The sequence below is a fragment of the Amycolatopsis coloradensis genome, from assembly GCF_037997115.1.
GTDB lineage: Bacteria > Actinomycetota > Actinomycetes > Mycobacteriales > Pseudonocardiaceae > Amycolatopsis > Amycolatopsis coloradensis_A.
In genome coordinates this window covers 2,250,951-2,270,393 of sequence record NZ_CP150484.1, presented here as the reverse complement: position 1 = coordinate 2,270,393, position 19,443 = coordinate 2,250,951, and the positions used below count along the sequence as shown (strand labels likewise).

The 19,443-nt window shown below is 68.7% G+C and carries 16 protein-coding genes, 1 tRNA gene and 1 pseudogene; 10 read left to right on the top strand and 8 right to left on the bottom strand.

Going from position 1 to position 19,443, the window contains the following annotated elements:
- The first annotated feature begins 10 nt into the window (after nt 1-10).
- The gene (locus LCL61_RS10645; RefSeq protein ID WP_340686681.1) at nt 11-4,966 is read left to right on the top strand and encodes an RHS repeat-associated core domain-containing protein; all 4,956 of its coding nucleotides are present in this window, start codon (nt 11-13) and stop codon (nt 4,964-4,966) included.
- Nucleotides 4,967-5,410: 444 nt separating this feature from the next.
- Here LCL61_RS10645 and LCL61_RS10640 read toward each other — a convergent pair whose 3' ends face one another.
- From LCL61_RS10640 to LCL61_RS10630, 3 genes are all read right to left on the bottom strand, one after another.
- Nucleotides 5,411-6,586 carry a GGDEF domain-containing protein gene (locus LCL61_RS10640; RefSeq protein ID WP_340686680.1) on the bottom strand — a complete coding sequence of 392 codons (1,176 nt, stop codon included), beginning with the start codon at nt 6,584-6,586 and terminating at the stop codon, nt 5,411-5,413.
- 254 nt (nt 6,587-6,840) lie between these two features.
- On the bottom strand, nt 6,841-8,103 hold the full coding sequence (locus tag LCL61_RS10635) for an MFS transporter (protein ID WP_340686679.1): 1,263 nt from the start codon (nt 8,101-8,103) through the stop codon (nt 6,841-6,843).
- Between the two features lie 72 nt (nt 8,104-8,175).
- A complete protein-coding gene (locus tag LCL61_RS10630; RefSeq protein ID WP_340686678.1) occupies nt 8,176-8,892 on the bottom strand; it encodes a CTP synthase C-terminal region-related (seleno)protein in 717 nt (238 codons plus the stop codon).
- A gap of 76 nt (nt 8,893-8,968) precedes the next feature.
- On the opposite strand from LCL61_RS10630, the gene LCL61_RS10625 reads away from it, so the two are divergent.
- The gene (locus tag LCL61_RS10625) at nt 8,969-9,817 is read left to right on the top strand and encodes a LysR family transcriptional regulator (protein ID WP_340686677.1); all 849 of its coding nucleotides are present in this window, start codon (nt 8,969-8,971) and stop codon (nt 9,815-9,817) included.
- Here the strand turns inward: LCL61_RS10625 and LCL61_RS10620 are convergent.
- Nucleotides 9,805-10,464, bottom strand: a complete 660-nt coding sequence (locus tag LCL61_RS10620) for a hypothetical protein (protein ID WP_340686676.1) — start codon at nt 10,462-10,464, stop codon at nt 9,805-9,807. The two genes, LCL61_RS10625 and LCL61_RS10620, sit on opposite strands and share 13 nt — an antisense overlap.
- Before the next feature lie 96 nt (nt 10,465-10,560).
- Nucleotides 10,561-11,385, bottom strand: a complete 825-nt coding sequence (locus LCL61_RS10615; protein ID WP_340686675.1) for an SDR family NAD(P)-dependent oxidoreductase — start codon at nt 11,383-11,385, stop codon at nt 10,561-10,563.
- A gap of 146 nt (nt 11,386-11,531) precedes the next feature.
- On the opposite strand from LCL61_RS10615, the gene LCL61_RS10610 reads away from it, so the two are divergent.
- Both LCL61_RS10610 and LCL61_RS10605 read left to right on the top strand, forming a co-directional pair.
- Nucleotides 11,532-12,293, top strand: coding sequence for a trypsin-like serine peptidase (locus LCL61_RS10610; RefSeq protein WP_340686674.1), 762 nt, complete (start codon nt 11,532-11,534; stop codon nt 12,291-12,293).
- Between the two features lie 7 nt (nt 12,294-12,300).
- The gene (locus LCL61_RS10605) at nt 12,301-12,519 is read left to right on the top strand and encodes an RNA-binding S4 domain-containing protein (RefSeq protein WP_016330720.1); all 219 of its coding nucleotides are present in this window, start codon (nt 12,301-12,303) and stop codon (nt 12,517-12,519) included.
- Nucleotides 12,520-12,565: 46 nt separating this feature from the next.
- Here the strand turns inward: LCL61_RS10605 and LCL61_RS10600 are convergent, their stop codons facing one another.
- Nucleotides 12,566-13,510, bottom strand: a complete 945-nt coding sequence (locus tag LCL61_RS10600; RefSeq protein ID WP_340686673.1) for an Ldh family oxidoreductase — start codon at nt 13,508-13,510, stop codon at nt 12,566-12,568.
- Between the two features lie 113 nt (nt 13,511-13,623).
- Between LCL61_RS10600 and LCL61_RS10595 the strand changes: the two genes are divergently transcribed.
- The 3 genes from LCL61_RS10595 to LCL61_RS10585 all read left to right on the top strand — a co-directional run bounded on the left by LCL61_RS10595 (nt 13,624) and on the right by LCL61_RS10585 (nt 14,457).
- Complete coding sequence (locus LCL61_RS10595; protein ID WP_340686672.1) at nt 13,624-13,911, top strand: DUF2277 domain-containing protein; 288 nt, start codon at nt 13,624-13,626, stop codon at nt 13,909-13,911.
- A 23-nt stretch (nt 13,912-13,934) separates the two neighbouring features.
- Nucleotides 13,935-14,297: a DUF4190 domain-containing protein gene (locus tag LCL61_RS10590; RefSeq protein ID WP_340686671.1), complete on the top strand. Its 363-nt coding sequence runs from the start codon at nt 13,935-13,937 to the stop codon at nt 14,295-14,297.
- 71 nt (nt 14,298-14,368) lie between these two features.
- Nucleotides 14,369-14,457 (top strand) — tRNA-Ser (locus LCL61_RS10585).
- A 49-nt stretch (nt 14,458-14,506) separates the two neighbouring features.
- Here the strand turns inward: LCL61_RS10585 and LCL61_RS10580 are convergent.
- The gene (locus LCL61_RS10580) at nt 14,507-16,282 is read right to left on the bottom strand and encodes an RICIN domain-containing protein (protein ID WP_340686670.1); all 1,776 of its coding nucleotides are present in this window, start codon (nt 16,280-16,282) and stop codon (nt 14,507-14,509) included.
- A gap of 102 nt (nt 16,283-16,384) precedes the next feature.
- Here LCL61_RS10580 and LCL61_RS10575 point away from each other — a divergent pair, with 102 nt between their 5' ends.
- Together LCL61_RS10575 and LCL61_RS10570 are read left to right on the top strand one after the other, a co-directional pair.
- A complete protein-coding gene (locus LCL61_RS10575) occupies nt 16,385-16,729 on the top strand; it encodes a YciI family protein (RefSeq protein ID WP_340688545.1) in 345 nt (114 codons plus the stop codon).
- 8 nt (nt 16,730-16,737) lie between these two features.
- Nucleotides 16,738-17,450 (top strand): annotated as a pseudogene (locus LCL61_RS10570) (sigma factor-like helix-turn-helix DNA-binding protein).
- Here LCL61_RS10570 and LCL61_RS10565 read toward each other — a convergent pair.
- Nucleotides 17,440-17,943 carry a MarR family transcriptional regulator gene (locus LCL61_RS10565; protein ID WP_185927058.1) on the bottom strand — a complete coding sequence of 168 codons (504 nt, stop codon included), beginning with the start codon at nt 17,941-17,943 and terminating at the stop codon, nt 17,440-17,442. The pseudogene LCL61_RS10570 and the gene LCL61_RS10565 sit on opposite strands and share 11 nt — an antisense overlap.
- Nucleotides 17,944-18,481: 538 nt before the next feature.
- Between LCL61_RS10565 and ypfJ the strand changes: the two genes are divergently transcribed.
- Nucleotides 18,482-19,396, top strand: coding sequence for a KPN_02809 family neutral zinc metallopeptidase (gene ypfJ / locus LCL61_RS10560; protein WP_340686669.1), 915 nt, complete (start codon nt 18,482-18,484; stop codon nt 19,394-19,396).
- The last annotated feature ends 47 nt before the right edge of the window (nt 19,397-19,443 follow it).

Below are 19,443 nucleotides of genomic sequence, written 5' to 3'. Positions count from 1 at the left end.
GAAGGTCGCCGTGGGTAACCCGCTTGTCGCCGAGGTAAAGGACTCGACGAAGGCGTACACCGGCTCGTCACTGCTGGAGTCGGCGTTCGAGCTGAAATCGGCCATCGAAAGCGGCGACTGGGCGTCGGTGGCGCTGGGCGCGGTCGGGACCGCGCTCGACGCGCTGTCGATGGCCATGGACCCTTTCGGCGCGATCCTCGCGAACGGCGTCGGCTGGCTGATGGAGCACGTCGGCCCGCTCAAGGAGGCGCTCGACGCGCTCACCGGCAACGCCGACGAGATCGCCGCGAACGCCGAGACCTGGATGAACATCGCGACCGAACTCGGTGACGTCGGCGCGGATCTGGCCGGGATGGTCTCCGCCGATCTGCAGAGCTGGACCGGGGTCTCGGCCGACGCCTACCGTGCCCAGGCCAAGGACACGGTCACGCTTCTGGAGTCGGCGAAGGCGGGGTGCGAAGGCGCCTCCAGCGGGGTGAAGACGGCGGGTGAGGTCGTCGCCGCCATCCGCGCGCTGGTGCGCGACATCATCGCCGAGCTGATCGGGCATCTGATCAGCTGGGCGCTCCAGGTGCTGTTCACCCTCGGCATCGGCCTGACCTGGGTGGTCCCGCAGGTGGTCAACGCCGTGGCGAAGACCGCGAGCAAGATCGCGAACCTGACGAAGAAGACCGTCAAGGCGCTCCAGGCGCTGATGCCGCTGCTGAAGCGTGCGGACGACCTGTTCGACAGCGCGGCGAAGGCGCTGAAGAAACTCCAGCCGGGCAAGGGTGCGCCCGCACCGAAGCCGAACAAGCTGGACGAAGGCACGACACCCAAGAGCAGCCCCGATGGCGGGGGTACTTCACCGTCCGGCGCGGGGCCCGGCAAGACCGATCCGCCGCCGGTGAAGTCGGATCCGCCGCCTCCGCCGAAGAACGAGACCCCGGACGGATCGACCACGCCGTCCGGCTCACCGCCACCGCCACCCAAGGACCGCGGTGCCCCGAAACCCGAGACGAACAACCGGATCAAGGACGACAACACCGATCCGGGCAACCGTGTGCCGCCCAAGGACCGTGGCGGCTGCGGCGACCCGATCGACGTCGCGACCGGCTCGATGATGCTGACGCAGGACGACGTCGTGTTCGCCGGCGTCCTCCCGCTGACCGTGTCGCGGACACATCTCTCCTCGTACCGCCTCGGCCGCTTCTTCGGCACTTCATGGGCGTCCACTGTGGACCAGCGGATCGAGATCGAGGACGACGGCCTGCACCTCGCGCTCGCCGATGGGACATTTCTTTCTTACCCCGTACCGCTTTCCGACCGTCCTGTACTCCCGGAATTCGGGCAGCGGCTCCCCTTGTCCAAAGTGGACGATGGCTACGGAGTGACCACTCCGGACGGAACACTGTTCTTCTCCGGCCCCGGGGACACCCTTCCCCTGCGCGCGATCGTGGACGGCGACGGCCACCGGATCTCCGTGCACTACGACGACAACGGTGTCCCCCGCGAGCTGGAGCATTCCGCGGGTTACCGCCTGCTCGTCGAGTCGAAGGACGGACTCGTCACGGCCCTCCGGCTGCCCGGCGCGGAAACCGCGCTGCGGAGTTATCGGTACGACGAGCGGCGCCGCCTGGTCGAGATCGCCGACGTCGCCGGTCAGCCCCTGCGGTTCACCTACGACGCCGAGGGCCGGATCGTGCGCTGGGAGGACGTCAACGGGCGCTGGTACGGATACGGCTTCGACTCCGAAGGCCGCGTCGTGCGAGCGCAGGGCACCGGCGGCTTCCTCGACGTCGACATCGAGTACGACCGGGAAAACCTGGTCACCTCGGTCACGAACTCGCTCGGGCACGTCACCCGGTATCAGCTCGACGAACTGCACCGGATCGTCGCGGAGACCGATCCGCTGGGCCATACCACGCGGTCCGAAATCGACCGCTTCGGCAAGCTGCTCAGCCGCACCGACGCCTTGGGCCGCACCACGCGGTGGGAGATGGACGACGACGGGAACGTCGTCACCGTGCTGCAGCCGGACGGCGGCCGCGCGCTCGCCGAGTACTCCGCGCCGGGCCGCTGGACCAGCAGGACCGGGCCGGACGGCGCCGTCTGGCGCCGCGAGTACGACGAGCGGGGAAAGCTCGTGCGTGCCACGGATCCGACCGGCGCCACCACCACCTACGGCTACGACGACGCGGGCAACGTCGCGGTCGTGACCGACGCGCTCGGTGGCGTCACCCTGATCGAGTCGAACGCGGCGGGCCTGCCGGTCTCCGTCACCGACCCGCTCGGCGCGGTCACGCGGTACACCTACGACGAGTTCGGGCAGACCACCTCGGTCACCGACCCGCTCGGCGGCGTCACCCGGACGCGGTGGGACGGCTTCGGCGAGATCGCCGAGCAGATCGACCCCGACGGCTCCGTCTGGCGCTGGAACCGCACCACGGCGGGTTCGGCCGACGAAGCCGTGGACGCCCGCGGGCTCGCGGTGCGCACCGAGTACTCGCAGTTCGACCTGCCCACCGCCGAAATCGGCCCGGACGGCGATCGACTGTCCTATGTGTACGACACCGAGCTGCGACTGGTGTCGGTCACCAACGAACACGGTCTCGTCTGGCGCTACGACTACGACCCGGCCGGGAACCTGGTCGGCGAAACCGATTTCAACGGTCGCACCACCCGCTACGGCTACGACGCCGCAGGGCAGATGGTGTCGCGTACCAACAGTCTCGGCCAGACGGTCGTCATCGAACGCGACGCGCTCGGCCGGGTCGTCGCTCGCCGGGCGGGCGACGACGTCGCCACGTTCACCTACGACGGCGCCGACCGGATGACCTCGGCACGCAACGCGCATTCCGAAGTCACCATCACCTACGACGCGCTGGGCCGGATCGTCTCGGAAACCCTCAACGGCCGGGCAGTCCGCTCGGAATACGACGCCATCGGCCGTCGCGTCGCGCGGCGCACCCCTTCGGGCGCCGAGTCGTTCTTCGCCTACGACGCGGCGAGCCGCCCCGTCGCGCTGCGGACCGCCGGGCGCACCATGTGGTTCGAGTACGACCCGGCAGGCCGGGAAGTGGCGCGGCGGCTGGAGGGCACGCCGGTCGAGCTGCGCCAAGGCTGGGACGCCGCCGACAGGCTGACCTCCCAGACCGTCTCCACCGGAAGGGGTGTCGTCCAGCACCGCGAGTACGGCTACCTGCTGGACGGGCTCGTCTCGTCGATCTCGGATTCGCTGTCCGGGCCGCGGTCGCTGCGAGTCGACCGGGCGGGCCGCGTGGTCGACGTCCAGGGTCAGGGCTGGCGGGAGAGTTACGGCTACAACCTCGCGGGCGCGATCACGCAGGCGGGCTGGCCGGGTGCGGATCCGGCCGTCGGACCGCGGCGCTACCAGGGCACCCTGATGACAGGCGCCGGGGCGACGTCGTACCTGCACGACACCGAGGGCCGTACGATCGCGCGCCGCGAACCCGGCCGCGCCTGGACGTATCAGTGGAATTCCGACGACCGGCTGACCGGCGTGGTCACCCCCGAAGGCGAGCGCTGGCTCTACCACTACGACGCGCTCGGACGGCGGATCGCCAAGCAGCACCTCGACGTCCAAGGCCGGATCCTCGAACAGATCGACTTCACCTGGGACGGCTCGAAGCTCGCCGAAGAGATCCGCGGCGGCACCGCCGTCGTCTGGGACCTGGAGCCGGGCACGGACCGGCCCATCACGCAGATCGAACGGATCCCCGGACAGGACGCCCGGTTCCACGCCGTCGTCACCGACCTCGTCGGATCACCGAGCGAACTGCTCGACGAATCCGGCGAGGTCGCCTGGCATCTGCACACCTCGTTGTGGGGCAAGGTGCTTTCGCCGCCGGGGCGGGCGTACACGCCGTTGCGCTTCCCCGGCCAGTACCACGACCCGGAAACCGGGCTGCACTACAACTTCAAGCGCTACTACGACCCGGCGACCGGGCGATACCTCTCGCACGACCCGCTCGGCCTCGAACCGGCGTCGGACTCGCTGGCCTACGTCGGCAACCCGACGGACATGATCGACCCGCTCGGCCTGGCGCCGACGAAACCGAAGACGGGCACCTGCTCCAAGGGTGCCCGCGGGGGCGGCGGCAAGACGAAATCGTCGGGCAACCGGGTCACCAAGCCGAAGCCGACGCCTGGACCGAAGAAGCCGAGGCGTCCGCCACAGAGCTACCTCGACGGCACGCACGGCGCGAAGAAGCGTGAGCAGAACCGGCTCACGGCGAAGTACGACAACGAACTCAAGGCCGACGGCCGGGAGAAGGTCTCCGGAGAGTCCCACGAGTCCGAGCACCCGGTCCCCTACGAGGCGATCGGCCGTGGCAGTGGCGGCGCACGGGGTTCGAGTCACGACCAAAAGGACCTGGAGAACCACGCTTGGGCGTATCAGGAGGCCAAACCCGCGCACGCGTCGCATATCGGTACCGGTAACAAGGGCGACCAAGACCTGACCGAAGGTTCGGCGAAGCCGAGCGGCTTCAAGAACAGTCAGGACTACCGCGACTCCGAGCGCAACGCGCTGGAAGGCGGCGACGCGAACACCGCGATCCAGCTCAACCAGCTCGACTACGCGTTCCGGGACGGGTTCAAGAACACCGACGGCACCCTCGACGGCAAGATCGCGGACGACTCGTACCACAAGATGATCGACGACGCGCACGCCAGCGGTAAGGGCCTCACCTACTCGACCGGTCCCGGGACGACCGCGACCACGCCGCCGCTGTCCAGCCACGACGTCAAGGAACTGCACATGACCCGGGACACCATCCGGGACGGGGACTGGCCCGAGGAGATGAAGCGGCAGAACCGCGAGACCTACGAGCAGGAAGTCGATCGGATCCACGAAGAGACGTACAAGAAGCCGACCAAGGAGGACTGGGAAAAGCTCGACGCCGGCGGCTTCGGACCGCTCGACACCGGCAAGAAGGACCCGAACGCGATGGACGTGGACTGACTGCCGGTTTTCGCGTGAGCGGAGACGGCACACGCGTGGTGAAGGCGACTACCACGGCTGCGTAGTGAAGGCCTCCTTACCTACCTTCAGAGTAGGGAAGGAGGCCTTCGCTACCCCTATGCCTTCTTCGCAGCCAGGGCGTCCACAGAGGACACTCTTTGGTGACTGAACGTCCGATTGATGCCCATACGCACGGTTCCCCAGGGGATCGTGAGTGACAAAGAGGGTTAGAACCATCTTTATCGCTCACTACCCGACCGCGAAACTGCCCCGAAGCGCCCAAATCGGGCACTTCTATCTCGATCAGCGTCCCTCATGGACAGTGCCTTACTCGGCAAAACCGCACATACAGGCGTCAGATGGACATTGAGGGTGTTGCCGACTCCGGCGAAGAAGGTAGTTGCGTGCGCAAGATGCGCATCCAGAGGACTGAATGCGGGTAAGTCAGGCGGCGGCGAGCGCGACGACGCGGTTCCGCCCGCTGTTCTTCGCCTGGTAGAGCGCGGAGTCGGCGACGTGCAGCAGCCGTTCCAGCACGGTCCCGCCGGACGGGTAGACCGCGGCGCCGATCGACACCGAAAGCCCCCGCACGACGCGCGGCCCCGAAGCGGTCGCGACCTCGACCTCGAGCGCCATCACCGCCCGCCGCACGCGCTCTGCCACGGGGAGCACGTCGGTCTCCGTCGCGCCGGGAAGCAGCACGACGAACTCCTCGCCACCGAAGCGGCCGACGGAGTCGTAGTCGCGTACGTGCTCGGAGATCGTCTTCGCGACGGCCTTGAGCACGACGTCGCCGGCGAGATGCCCGTAGACGTCGTTGACCTGCTTGAAATGGTCGAGATCGAGCATCAGCACGCCGAGTTTGCTCTTCGCCCTGGCCGCCGACGTGAGTTCCCGCTCGCTCAGCGCGTGCCACGCGTGCGCGTTCAGGACGCCGGTCTTGCCGTCGATGTTCGCCGCGATCTCCAGCTGCCGCACCAGCACACTGCGGTGCAGCACCAGCACCGGCAGCAGGACGAACGGGACGAGCGCCGGCGCGTGCACGATGCCCAGCGCGGTCGAGGTGCCGAGTACCAGGGTGGTGATCTCCAGCAGGTTGTCGTCGCCCGTGCCGAACAGCGCACGCGGGGACCTTGCCCCGGTGTGCAGGTACACCGAGAGCGCCACGATGAAGGCGTTGACCACGGTGAACACGGCCGCCGCCTCGACGATCTTCAGCGAGCCGGCGAACCCGACGGGCAGGCCGTTCCGCCCGGAGACGATGGCGCCCGACGCCAGGCAGGAGATCACGATGGCCGCCGCGCAGTACACCACGCGGTACGCCGGGCGGTGACTCATCCCCCGCCACACCCGGAGCCAAAGATGCAGGTAGATGAGCAGGCCGAGCGCCAGCGCGAGCCCCTGCGGCAGGACGAGCACCCCCGCGAACGTCCACACCGAAGTCATGTTGATATGCGGCCGGTCACAAAGCGTGCGCCGTAACCGTTCCACCGAACGCGAAAGCTCGGCCTGCAGGATGGCCAGGCCGAGCAGTGATCCAAATCGGACGAATTCCGTAGTCTCGTAGTTCGATCGGAGCAGGGCGATTAGGGCGACTGCCGCGGCGAGTCCTTCCACCACAAGAAAAACCGCGGGAACACCGCGTGGTCCGGACCATAAGTCCCAGTGCCGGACCCAGGCTCTCAGACGTGTACCGGCCCCTTCTCCGGCGAGTTCCGTATCCCCCATAATCATCGTCACCGGTCCCCCTTCCGTACATAATTCAATGTATCCGAGGTAGTACTGAGGGTGGCTCGAGTCAATTCCGGAACACACAGATGGAGCAGTGGGAGGGAGGACCATCATGAACGGTCGCGAGGACTGATCCCACCAATTCAGCCGGTCCGGCTCCCGGCAGGGAGCCACACATCGGGTCCGGTGGCGATGGCGCGTTTCCAGGCCATCGCCATCGGCCCCGCCGAGGCCACGGCCACCGTCGCGGCCACCCCGACGGCCACGAACGGACCGGTCAACTGGGCGAGACCGCCCGCGAGCATGATCCCGATTCCTTGCACGGTCACCAAACTCGTCGAGGTCAGGCCCATCACCTGTGCCCGGACACCGTCGGGCACCGCGCGGGCCATCAACGCGACGGCCTGCAGGTGGTACGGCGCCGCGAAGGCGCCGCTGAGCCCGATCAACACCAGGCACACCGGCAGCGGCGGGCGAAAGAAGAGAAAGACCAAAGGAACGACGGATGCGATGGCGAGAATACCGACAATTCGCGTTTTCCGTCGCGCCGGAACCCATTTCGTGAAGATCCACGACCCGATTACCGAACCCACCGGATCCGCCGCGAGAATAAGCCCGACCGCGAAAGTCCCCGCGCCGAGACCGACGGCGAGCGGCGCCGCGAGCCCTTCCGGCGCGATGGCGAACCCGGCGAGCATCTTCAGCCCGAAGAGCACCCGGATTCCCTTGCCCTGCCACAGTTCTCGGGCGCCTTCACCGCTGAAAGCCCGTGCCACCCGGCTTTTCACCGAAGATTCCGTGGCGACGGGCTTCCGGCGGCGAACCCCTGTGGACACCAGCAGCGCCGAGACCACAAAAGTCACCGCGTCGATCACCAGGCCCCAGCAGGGCGTCACGAACCCGATCACCAGCCCGCCACCACCGAATCCGGCGAGCTGTGCCGTTTGGATGGTGATCGTGCGGACCGCGAGCCCGGCGACGTACCGGTCGCCTTCGAGGACGTCCGGAAGCAACGCGAGCTGCGCCGCCCGGAAGGGACCGCCCGCCATCGTCAGGATCACGAGCAGTCCGGCCAGCACCGAGAGCGGCATTCCCGGTACGGCCATCAGCGCCGCGATCACCGCGCGCAGCAGGTCGCAGACGATCATCACCGTCCGCCGCGGATACCGGTCCGCCAAACCGGCGAACAGGGTGCCCCCGATCAGCGTCGGCAGGTACGTCAGGCCGTAGGTGAGCCCGGTCAGCCCCGCCGACGCCGTTCTTTCCCAGACCAGCACCGACAACGCGACCCTTGCCAGCTGGTCACCGGCCTGCGAAAGCGCCTCGGCCGCCCACAACGCACGGAACTCGCCGACCGCGAAAGCGGCCCTGAACGCGGTGCCCCGAGCGGAATCCCCCTTCTCCATGAGCCCCTCCCCTTGGCTCACGGTAGTCGATCACTTCCGCAGTGTCAGCGGCCATCCGGACCACGACGTCCGTCAGTGTCCACTATGGACAGACAGTTTCGCGTGTGCCACGGCGGCGCGAGCGAAGGCTTGGACGAGCGGATGCGGCCGGGTTCCGTCACCGGCGAGTTCCGGCTGGAACAGCGTCGCCAGGAAGAACGGATGCTCCGGCAGTTCCGCGATCCGCGCGTCGCCCTCGCCGTCGAATCCACTGAAGACAACCCCGTTCGCCGCCAAGGTGTCCAGATGCCGGGCGTCGAGGCCGTACGAACAGTGGTACCGCTCGACGGAACGTTCCGCCCCGAGGATCCGCGCCGCCAGGGTGTCCGGCGTGACGTGGACGGCACCCTCGTGCCCGACGAGCGAACACGCCAGCGGGACGATCAGCCGCTCGGCCGACTCCGGCGCGTTCTCCGCGTGCCCGATCCCGCCGAAACCGCAGACGTTCCGCGCGAATTCCAGCAGCGCGTGCTGGAAGCCGGCGCAGGTGCCGAGGAACGGGATGCCGTTCTCGCGGGCGGCGCGCACGGCGTCCACCGCGCCGGCTTCGGACCGGTAGGGGCTGCCGGGTACCAGCCAGATGCCGTCGAAACCGGTGAGGTCGCCGACGGCGTCCGTCGGGAGCCAGTAGGCGTCGAGTTCGATACCTTCACGCTCGGCGAGACGGGCGAAGAGCATCGGGATCCGGACGTGGGAGCGGACGCCGTCCGAACGGTCACCGACCAGGGCGACCCGGGCTTTCTCTGTCATGCGACCATCCTGACCCGCGAACCGAGTTCAGCGCCAACGATGATCCATGCTGGATCGATAAGCGATACTGATGACCATGGAGACCCACCTGCTCCGCACCTTCGTGGCGGTGGCGCGCGGTGGCTCGTTCTCGCGCGCCGCCCGCGACCTCGGCTACACACAGTCCGCGATTTCCCAGCACATCGCCACGCTCGAACAGGATCTCGGCACCACACTGCTGACCCGGCGGCCCGTCGCGCCGACCCGCGCCGGGGAACGTCTCCTCGAACACGCCGGCCCGTTGCTGACGCGGCTCGACGCCGCCCGCGCGGATCTCGCCAGGCTCACCGCGGCGCCCACCGGCCGGGTCGTCCTCGGGCTGACCCCGCTGTCGCTCACCGCCGAAGTCGCCGCCGCCGTGCCGCGCGGCACCGACGTGCGCGTCCTGGGCCGCGAAGACGTGCTGACGGAGGTCGCGGCGGGCGCACTGGACCTCGGTCTCGTCGACGGGATGACCGCGCCGAGCGATCCGCTGCCGCTGCCGGACGTCGGCCCGCTCAGCACCACCGTCGTCGGCGAACGCCCGCTCGCGGTCGCGGTACCCGCGGACCATCCGATGACGGGACGGACCGTCCGGCTGGCCGAACTCGCCGACGCGGGCTGGATCGACGCACCGGACACCGCGATTCCCTTGGAGCGCTTGAGGAAGGCCGCCTCGACCGACGGGTTCCGCGGTCGGCTGAGGTACACCGGGACCGACGTCCGCGGGCTGCTCGGCCTGGTCGCCGCCGGTCAGGGACTGGCGCTGCTCCCGGCGGACGTGCTCACCGGCGTGAGCACGCTTTCCTTGTCCTCGCCGCGCGTGGTGCACCGCACCGAACTCGTGCACGGCGATCCCCGCGAGGGCTCCGCGCTGGCCGCCGCGCTGACGGGTCAGCGGCCGTAACTCATCATCCCCTGCGCCATCTCCATCGCCAGCGAACTCGCCACGACGGGATCCATCATGCTTCGGAGACCGTCCGCCGCCTTGTCCCGCGATCCGATGTCGGAACGCGGCTGCTCCGGCGGTTTGGTCTCGGCGGGCGGCAGGGCGACGACCTGCTCCTTGGCGGGCTTCTTCTTCGTCACGGGCACTTGCTGTTTCACGGTGACCGGGACGTAGACGGTCACCGGGGCGGCCTGCGGGGCGGGCTGCGCGGGCGGCGGCGCCTGCTGCGTCGCCACGGCGGGCAGCGGCTGCTCGGGCAAGGCGGTTTCGTCGACCGGCTCGACGGTGAAGGTGCCGGCGAACCAGCCGATCGCGAGCAGCGCCACCCCCGCCCCGCCGACCAGCCACGAGCGGGCGCGACGGTGGATGACGACGGCCTTGGGCCGCAGATCCTTGTCCACGACCGGTTCGCAGACCGGGGGACGCGTCGGCATCGGCTCGGGCTCGGGTTCGTTCTCCGGGCTGCGCCGCCGCTTCGGCAGGCTCGCCGCGATGATCCCCGTCCGGTCCAGGAGTTCGACGGTTTCGACGGGCGCCGAGAAAGCGTCGGTCGACGGACGGCGCTGGGCGGCGCGCGGCATGGGGACCTCCGGAAGCGGAATCACGAACTTGAGCATTGTGGTGCATTTCCGACGCCGCCGTAAGTAACGCACCCCGATCGAGTTATCCCGAGCCGTCCGGAGCACGGAGGGTTACTCCATTCAGAGCCGTTTCATTCCCAAGCGCCCCAACAGGGCGAGCGGCCGCTGGTAAAAGGAGCCGAGCACGCGGGGAATCACGTCGATGGCGTACGCGTCCGGACCGATCAGGATGCGCGCCGTCCCCCGTTCGATACCGCGCACGATGGTCTGCGCGGCCTTCTCCGGCGTCGTCCTCGCGATCTTTTCGAATCCTTCGGCGGCTTTGTCGATGTCCCGCTCGACGCCGCCCCGCGCGTCACGGGCGATATTCGTCTTGATGCCACCGGGATGCACGCAGCTGACCTTGACCGGATGCCGGGCGATCAACATTTCCTGCCGCAGCGCCTCGGTGAACCCCCGCACCCCGAATTTCGCCGCGTTGTAAGCGCTCTGCGTGGGCACGCCGATGAAGCCGAACACGCTCGAAAGGTTGACGATATGCCCGTCACCCGAAGCGATCACCTGCGGCAGAAAGGCTTTCGTGCCGTTGACCACGCCGCCGAGATTGATCCCCATCAGCCAGTCGTAGTCGTCCCAGGTCATTTCCTCGACCGTGGCCCCGAGCGCGACCCCGGCGTTGTTCACCACGACGTTGGCACCCCCGAAATCGACGGCGACCTCCTCTGCGTGCGCGAGGACGGCGTCACGGTCGGCGACGTCGAGTGCGTACGCCTTCGCGGTCGCGCCGGCCTTCTCGCACTCCGCCACGGTGCCCGCCGCACGGACGGCGTCGACATCGGAGAGCGCCAGCCTGGCGCCCCGCCCCGCCAGTTCGATCGCGAGCGCCTTGCCGATCCCCGAGCCCGCGCCCGTGATCACCACGACCTTGTCCGTGAACGACTTCATACCCGCTCCAACCCGCTCGACTGTTACCGGAGGTAACACATACTACGGCTGTGAGCTTGCTGTGCGTTGATCGATTCGGGCTGTGTTCGCGTACCACTTATGGTGATCTGGAACCCGGACAGCCGTGGACGAGCGAAAGGAAGGCGATGCGCCGCGCCCTGTTGCTCGCGCTTTGTGTCGTTCTGTCCGGTTGCTCCGCCGTGCCGGATCCTGCCGCGACCGAAGGCGATGGCGCCGGTGCGACGGTGGCGGCCACGCCCGCCGCGCCGCGGACCAATCCGGCGATCGGCGCGCTCTTCGTCGACGGAACGCATTTCTGCACGGCCAGCGTCGTCCACAGCGCCCCCGGCGACCTCCTGCTCACGGCGGCGCATTGCCTCCACGACGGCGAAGGCGGCCAGTACGCGACGGGGATCTCGTTCGCGCCCGGCTATCACGACGGTGTCGCGCCCTACGGCTATTGGGACGTCTCGGATCCGCAGGTTCCCGACGGCTGGGCCGAGTCCTCCGATCCGGACCTCGACGTCGGCTTCGCGATCGCCCACCAGGCGGGCACCACGAAGACCCTGGAAAGCATCACAGGCGCCAACACGCTGCTGACCGGCGGCGGCTTCGCCCATGCGATCACCCTGACCGGTTATCCCGACGAACGAGAGGCGCCGGTCGTCTGCCACGGCTCCAGCGCACAGGCCGACACCTACCAGATGCGCGTCGCGTGCCCCGGCTTCACGACCGGTACCAGCGGCGGCCCGTGGGTGGTCGGCGCCGACCCGGCGACCGAACTAGGCACCGTCGTCGGCGTGATCGGCGGCTACCTGTACGGCGGGGACGATCCGGACACGTCCTACAGCAGCTACTTCGACACCGACGTCGCCACCTTGTACCGGAAGATGGACGCACGGGGATGATCTCCCCATGAGCATCCACGACGTCCCGATCACCGGCGAGCCGATCCGCCTCGGTCAGTTCCTCAAACTGGCCAACCTGGCCGAAGACGGCTCGCACGCCAAAGACCTCCTCGACGCCGAAGAGGTCACGGTCAACGGCGAGGTGGAGGTCCGGCGCGGCCGTCAGCTGACGAACGGCGACGTCGTGGAGGTCGGCGGCGAAGGCGGCCGCGTCGTCCTGGGCTAGCTGCGCGTGCCCTCGATCGCCGTGTCGTCCGTCTGATCACGCGAAACTAGCGGCCCTGCAGCGGAGCCAGGCGCAACGCCCTCGCGAGTTCTTCGAGCTCGCGGTGCACCGGCTCGTTCAGCGGGACACCCAGCGCCTGGCACTGTTCGAGGTACTGCGCCTCGCGCCAGCCCGGGTAGCGGACCGGCGTGCCGCCCTCCCAGCCGAGCAGGCTGCCGAACAGCGCGCTGGCGGCTTTGTAGAACCCGTCGGCGCTGCGGAGCGTCGTCGGCGCGATGGCCATCACCATCAGGCCGGTGTCGTGATCGTGGTCGCCGACGCCCGAAAGCACCCCGGCGAAGATCTCCACCAGCAGGGCGAAGCCGGCGACGGCGGCGCTGTCGACATCCGCCAGGGTGTCGAGGTCGAGGACGAACTCCGGGTACGCGCCCGCGGGGGCGGCCATCCCGAGCGGGTTCGCGGCCTTCCCGAGCTCACCGCCCGCCGCCATGACGAGCCCGATCATGGTGTGCGGCAACGCCCTCGCCGCATGGTGCCCGGCACGGCCGAACGGACCGACGCCGCGGACCGACATGAGCCCGACGCCGTATCGGCCCGCCCGGGACACCGCCCGGTCCATCGCGTCGCCGACGGCCCACAGCCCGGGCGCGCGGCGGTAGTCGATCAGGGCCGCGGCGCCGCGGTCGGCGATCATCAGCGGTTCGGCCCTCGGCCGCACCGTGCCGTCGACCAGCATCGGCAGGTGCAGCCGGGTCAGCTCGGCGACGCCGGACTCCGGTGTTCCGGTGAGATCGCCGTGGCACAACGCCTCGGCGGCCATCCTGGCGCGCGACCAGGGCAGATCGTGCGCGGTGAAGACCTCGGTGACCAGGTCGATCAGGGCGTCGATCGGGACACGCTGCCAGACCTGTTCCGGAATCGGGGAGGGTTCGGCCGGTTCGGGGATCGGCTCGACGGGCGCACGGCGAAGAGAGCGGGGTCTGAGGGGCACTCCGCCGAGGGTGCCCAACGGCGTTTTTCGGCGTCAACGAACCAGGGCAGCTTCTAACCGACTGTGTGATCGAAGCACTCGGAAACGCCGGTGGGCGGACGTACCATCGGGCCATGTGCCGGAACATCACGACGCTTCGAGGGCTTGAGCCGGCGGCGACGCCGGACGAGATCGAGGCCGCCGCCCGCCAGTACGTCCGCAAGGTGTCCGGGGTGCAGAGCCTGTCCGACGCCACCCGCGAGCCCTTCGAGGCCGCCGTCGCCGAGGTCACCGAGATCACCCGGCGGCTGCTGACCGAACTGCCCGCACGCCGTCAGCCGCCGACGACGGTGCCACCGTTGCGCCGCCCCGAAGTCCAGGCGCGAATCGCGGCGAAGGCCGCGAAGAGTCAAGCTTCCTGAACTCCGGCGGTTACGGTGAGCGGGTGACATACCCGCAAGACCCCTACGGTCACCAGCAGCCCTACGGCCAGCAACCCCCGTACGGCCAGCCGTACCAGCAACCGGGCTATGGGTACGGCCCGCCGCAACCGCCGCAGGAACAGGGCCTGGCCATCGCGGCACTCGTCGTGTCGATCGCCAGCCTGGTCGCCTGCAGCGGGCTGCCGTCGATCGCGGGCGTCATCATGGGGCATATCGCGCATTCCAAGGCCAAACGCGGGGAAGCCGGCGGCCAGGGAATGGCGCTCGCGGCGATCATCATCGGCTACATCGGCGTCGCCATCGTCGTCCTGCTCTTGGCGGGCTTCATCTTCGTGGGGATCCTGACCGACTGGGACTTCGACTAGTCCAACGGAAAGCTGCGCTTCGACTGGATCCGAAGCATTCCAAGTACAAGCCGTCGGATACCCTCGACAGCGGTAGCGTGTCCGAGCGGCCGAAGGAACATGTCTTGAAAACATGCGAGGGCTCTGTCCTCCGTGGGTTCGAATCCCACCGCTACCGCCAGTCGTGAAACCGACGCTCCCCAGGTCCACAGACCTGGGGAGCGTCGCGTTTACGCGGGTACGAGAGCCCAGACGGTCTCGTCGCTGCGGCCGCCGTGGAAGGGCCGCTGCTCCAGCAGCGAAGCCGTCCCGTTGTTGACCTGCCGCACCGCCAGCTTGCTCGCCCGGTTCACCAGTCCGTAGCGCATGTCGGCGCTGCGGAGCAGCTTCCACTGCTGGTCGGTGGCCGAGCCGCAGTGCGTCTGTTCCAGGAACGCGCCCTCCGCGGTGCTGCCGGAGACCGGCCGCAGGCACTGACCGCTGCGCTCGTTGGAGATCTTCCAGTACCCGTCGCCCGCGTCGGTGAGCCGCCATTTCTGGCCGTTGTCGTTCTGCCGCGCGACGTTGGTGATCTTCGCGCCCGCCGACGACGAACCGTCGACGACCGCCGCGCTGTTGCCGTTGGTGGCGACCGTCAGGTAGTACTTCTTGCCCGCCTGCGGACCCGGGTCGGCGACGGGGTTCAGGGTCCACTGCTGGTCGGCCGCCCCGGTGTAGGGCTGCTGGACCAGCGGCGCCGGATACGCGCCGCCGTCGGTGACCGCGTAGCCGGTCAGGTAGTTGAAGATCGCCACCTTGCCGTTGCCGAGCGGCTGGAACGCCCACCGCATGCCGTTCTGGCCGTTGCAGTTGTACTGGAGGATCGGCGTGCCGGGCGCCGTCCCGCTCTGCGCGCTGTCGGCGCACAGCTGGCTGTTGGCGTTGACCAGCTGCAATCCGGTGTTGTACCCGAGGATCCACTTCTGGCTCATGGAGTCGTCGCGCGGCCGGTGGCTGAGGTCGGCGAGGCCACCGGTCGACGAACCCACGACGTCGATGGCGTCGCCGTTCGCGCCGGTGATGACGTAGGTCTTGCCGCCTCTCGCGTGGCCGTCGTCGTTGTCGGGGGTGTCCTTCTTGATCAGGAAGGCGCTGTTGGCGACGTTCCAGTGGGTGGCGAGCCAGCTGCCGGGGGTGGGATTCGTGCTGAAGTAGTCGTCGTTGCCGCAGTCCAGCAGCCGATCGAAATCGCGTTCCGTGCAGTCGAAGGACTGCGTGTCGCCGTAACACATCAGATCCCATTCCTGGGAGCAGTGCCCGCCGCCCTGGTAGTGCGGGGCGCCCGGCAGGACGGCGCCGAGCATGTGGCCCAGTTCGTGGGCGGCGGCGTTGACACCCCAGCAGGGGACGGCGATCTCCGTGTAGTGCCTGCCGTTGTTGAAGGCGTTGGCGGGACCGGGCTGGTCGTCGCTGTCGCCCCAGGTTCCCGCGCAGGTGTGCGGGTTGTCGGAGAACAGCATGTAATCGCGGTCCGCGTTGAAGAAACCGGCCTGGATGGCGCGGTCGCGGATGGCGCCGGACAGGTACGTGCCGTCGGGCACCACGAGGTTCGCGACGGCGACCTGGCAGCCCGCGCCCGCGGTCGTCACGTACCGGAGGTGCCTGCTGCCACCGGTCGCCGCTGCGCTGTCGTTGAACGCGTCGTCGACCCCGGACGCGTAGGCGCGCAGAGACGGCACGACGGTCGCGTACCGGTCGGGCTGACCGGCCTCGCGGACGTAGACCAGCTCGACGCGTTTGCCGGAAACCCCGTCGCCCTCGCAGACCACCGGATTGGCGGCGACCTGCGCCTGAGCGACGGCGGGAGCGAGCGGGGCCACGGGCGCCGCGCCGGGTGGAAGCGGATGGCTGTGGTCCTTGGCCACGGAAACCGCGAACGCAGCGAATTCATCGGAGGCCGCGGCCTCACCGACGAGCAAACCACCGAGGAGACCGACCAGGACCAGCAGCCGTTTCGCCTTCGACAAGGGCTCTTCCTTTCGCGAGGGAGGAACGCGACAAGTACGCTAGAGGTCGGAGGTATAGACCACCAGGCAGAAAAACCGGCAGACTGCCACTACCCTTCCGGCATACCCAAGTACCTGCTGCTCAAGCACTACCGCGGCGCTCCGGCGGCGGTCAACGACGTGCCGATGGACCGCTGGGCCCCGGACGAGATCACGGCGCATATGAACTACATGAAGGACTTCGCCGCCCGGCTCGTGGAGACCGGCGAGTTCGTCCAGGAGCAGGCTCTCGCCCCCGAAGGCACCTTCGTCCGGTACGACGGCGAGGGCAAGCCGCCGGTCACCGACGGCCCTTTCGCCGAGACCAAGGACCTCATCGCCGGCTTCATGGTGATCGACGTCGACAGCTACGAGCGAGCGCTCGAACTGCGTCCGCTCCTGCGCGAGCAGCTCGTCATCACGGAGTGAACACCGAGCTGGACGAGCCCCTGCTCCGGCAGCCTCACACCGAACGTCCTCGGAATCTGCCGCCGCGGCGCCGGCTTCGCGACGGCGGAGGACGCCGTGCAGGAAGCGCTGATCGAAGCCGTCCGCGTCTGGCCCTGTGCTCGAGGTGGACGACACGCTGCAGCTCTACTTCCTGTGCGCCCACCCCTCGCTGACGCCGTCTTCGGCGGTCGCGCTCACCCTGCGCGCCGTCGGCGGGCTGACCACCCGCCAGATCGCCGAGGCGTACCTGGTGCCCGAAGCGGCCACGGCGCAGCGCATCAGCCGGGCCAAACGCACCGTCTCCGGAGTGCGTTTCGACCAGGCCGGCGACGTCGACCTCGCCGCCGAAGCCATCCGGCTCACCCGCCGTCTCTCGGCCTCGATCGACCATCCCGAGGTCGCGGGCCTGATCGCCGAGGGCGTCGAGACCCTGCGGGCCGCGCTGGCCCACGACCGGCTAGGGGAGTTCCAGGCACAGGCCGCCATCGCGGCGCTCCACGCCGACGCGCCCACCGCCGGGGAGACCGACTGGGTGCAGATCGTCGAGTGGTACGACGAGCTCGCGCGACTGACCGGCAGCCCGGTCGTCCGGCTCAACCGCGCGGTGGCCGTCGGCGAGGCGGACGGACCGCGCGCGGACCTGGCCGAGCGCGCGCACCTGACCCGTCAGGCCGCGCGGCTCAACGCCCTCAAGAAGTGATCGGCGGCAGGCGCGGAAGGCCGTCGATCTCCGACAGGTGGTCCAGCACCCGCCCGAAAGCCTGCCCCAGCACCCGCTGCTCTTCGGGGCTCAGCAGGTCGATCAGATGCTCCCGGACCCCCTCGACGTGCGTCGGCGCGGCACCCTCCAGCAGTTCCGCGCCGCGTTCCGTCATCTCCGCGACGACACCGCGTTTGTCCGCCGGGTCACGCGTGCGGCGGATGAGCCCGTCGGCCTCCAGCCGGACCATCTGGTGCGAAAGCCTGCTCTTGGTCGAGCCGAGCATGCTCGCCAGCTCCGTCATCCGCATCCGCCGGTCGGGCTGGAGCGAAAGACAGACCAGGACCTCGTAATCGGCGAGGGTGACGTCGTGGCGCTCGGAGAGTTCGCGATGCAGGCGCTGCCGCAGCCGCATGGTGGCGACGATGTACGAGCGCCAAGCGACCATCTCGGACTCGGACAGCCAGCGCACTTCCTTCTGCTCCACCGCCATCCACGCAGAGTAGAGCGTTGATCGCACAAGGCGCATACCCACCGGTCACTTTTCGGTCCGTGAAAAATCCGGTGGAACATTCGCCCGAAGGAGGGTTACGAAAAGGTTGAGACTCGGCGCGAAAAGGCGCATTCTGCTTGTCAGCGGATGGTCGGGCAAGTAACGGGCGATCGCCTCGAAGGGTCGCCGGACCTGCTCCCCAGCCGGGAAGGGTCAGGTGGTGGTATGGCGGGTGATTCTCGCGGTTGACCGCCTGCTGTGTCCCCGCGACCGGAACGGAAAGGACCGGGCCGGTCGCGACTGCGAACAGCGATGAACGCGGGCATCTCAAGATGCGCTCGACAATTCTCGCGCATTCGGCGTCACTCCGGCCTGTTTCGGGTTCGCGGCCTCTTCGACCGCCTCGGCAGTGCCCGGCGCCGGCCCGGTGATCGCGGCCGACCGGCGATCGGAACAAGACAACCTCGGTAGTTCTGGGTGCGGCCGCTCCGGTGGCCGCACCCAGGCATATCCGGGGTCTTCCGGCTACGCTTTCCCCGTGCGATTCGACGAAGGCGCGGGCCTGGACACCTCCGAGGTCGAGGACCTGCGCGGCGGTGGTGGCGGCGGTATCGGCGGCCGGGTGGCACTCGGTGGCGGCGGGCTCAGCGTGGTCGGCCTCGTCATCTACTTCCTCATCTCCCAGTTCGGCGGCGTGAGCCTGAACCCGTCTTCGGGCAGTCTCGGCGGCGTGGGCTCCGGGCAGCAGATGGACAACACGTCGCTGTCGCAGGAGTGCAAGACCGGCGCGGACGCGAACCGGAACCACGACTGCGCGATCGTCGCCGTCATCAACTCGATCCAGGACTACTGGGGGCAGGAGTTCCAGCGGTCCGGGTCGACCTACCGCAAGGCCGTCACCAACTTCTTCAACGGCGGCGTGAACACCGCCTGCGGCAGCGCGACTTCGGACGTCGGGCCGTTCTACTGCCCTGGCGACTCCGAGGTCTACATCGACCTCGGCTTCTTCAACGAACTCCGCACCCGGTTCGGCGCACAGGGCGGGCCGTTCGCGGAGGCGTACGTGCTGGCCCACGAATACGGGCACCACGTGCAGAACCTCACCGGAGTGTCCAAAAAGGGCACCGGGAGCGGGCCGACGTCCGGCTCGGTGCGGCTCGAACTGCAGGCCGACTGCTACGCCGGCGTCTGGGCGAACCACGCCACCACCACCCCGACCGAGTCCGGGCGGCCGCTGATCACCGAGGTCAGCCAGGGGGACATCGACTCCGCGCTGGACACCGCTTCGCGGATCGGTGACGACTACATCCAGTCGAAGCTCGGCGGCGGCCGGGTCGACGAGTCGAAGTTCAGCCACGGCACTTCGGCGCAGCGGAAGAAGTGGTTCACCACCGGCTTCCAGACCGGCGAGCCGGCGCGGTGCGACACCTTCGCGGCCAAAAGCCTGGGCTGAAAGCCTCGTGAGTGGTAAGGACGGTTAGAACCGTCCTTAGATCGGAA